We start from the raw sequence: 659 nt of genomic DNA, 5'->3' as shown, positions 1-659 counted from the left end.
AGGCGCACTACCAGGCCCCGCGCGGGGAGGTCGAGACCCGGCTGGCCCAGGTGTGGGCCGGCGTGCTGCGCCGCGAGCCCATCGGCCGCCACGACAACTTCTACGACCTCGGCGGCGACTCTATTAAGTCGATTCTGGTGGTGTCGCGCCTGCGGCAGCAAGGCTATTCGGTAGAAGTGGCCGACATTCTGGGCTACCCTGTACTGGCCGAGCTGGCGCAGCGCGCTACCAAGCTCACCCGCCAGATTTCTCAGGCTACTGCTACCGGTACTGTTGAGTTGAGCCCCATTCAACACTGGTTCCTTAACAATGAACAGGTTGACAAGCAGCAGTACAATCAGTCCGTATTGCTGACCAGTCAGGAGCGTTTGAACACTGAAAACCTAAGTCAGTGCTTGGATAAGCTGCTGACTCATCACGATGCACTACGCCTGCGTTTCAGCCAGAATGCTGAAGGCGCCTGGCAGCAAGAGTATGCATCGAAGGTAGAAAATATATTGACGGTTCATGACCTGCTGGGCTTGAGCGCCGAGGAAGCGCGGGCCCAGCAGCTCTTGCGGAGCGAGTCCGTGCAGGCGGGCTTCGTGCTGGCCACGGGTCCCTTGTTCCAGGCAGCCGTGTTCCGGCACGCCGACGGCACGGACGAGCTGCTGCTGGTG

At 60.5% G+C, this 659-nt stretch carries 1 protein-coding gene; it reads left to right on the top strand.

What is annotated here, in order from left to right:
• The coding region (locus E5J99_RS21040) for a condensation domain-containing protein (RefSeq protein WP_135499764.1) at nt 1-659 on the top strand (659 nt) is incomplete at both ends.

Source organism: Hymenobacter elongatus (genome assembly GCF_004745955.1).
Classification (GTDB): Bacteria; Bacteroidota; Bacteroidia; order Cytophagales; family Hymenobacteraceae; genus Hymenobacter; species Hymenobacter elongatus.
The sequence above is the reverse complement of the archived record's forward strand: the minus strand, read 5'-3'. Positions and strand labels throughout refer to the sequence as shown.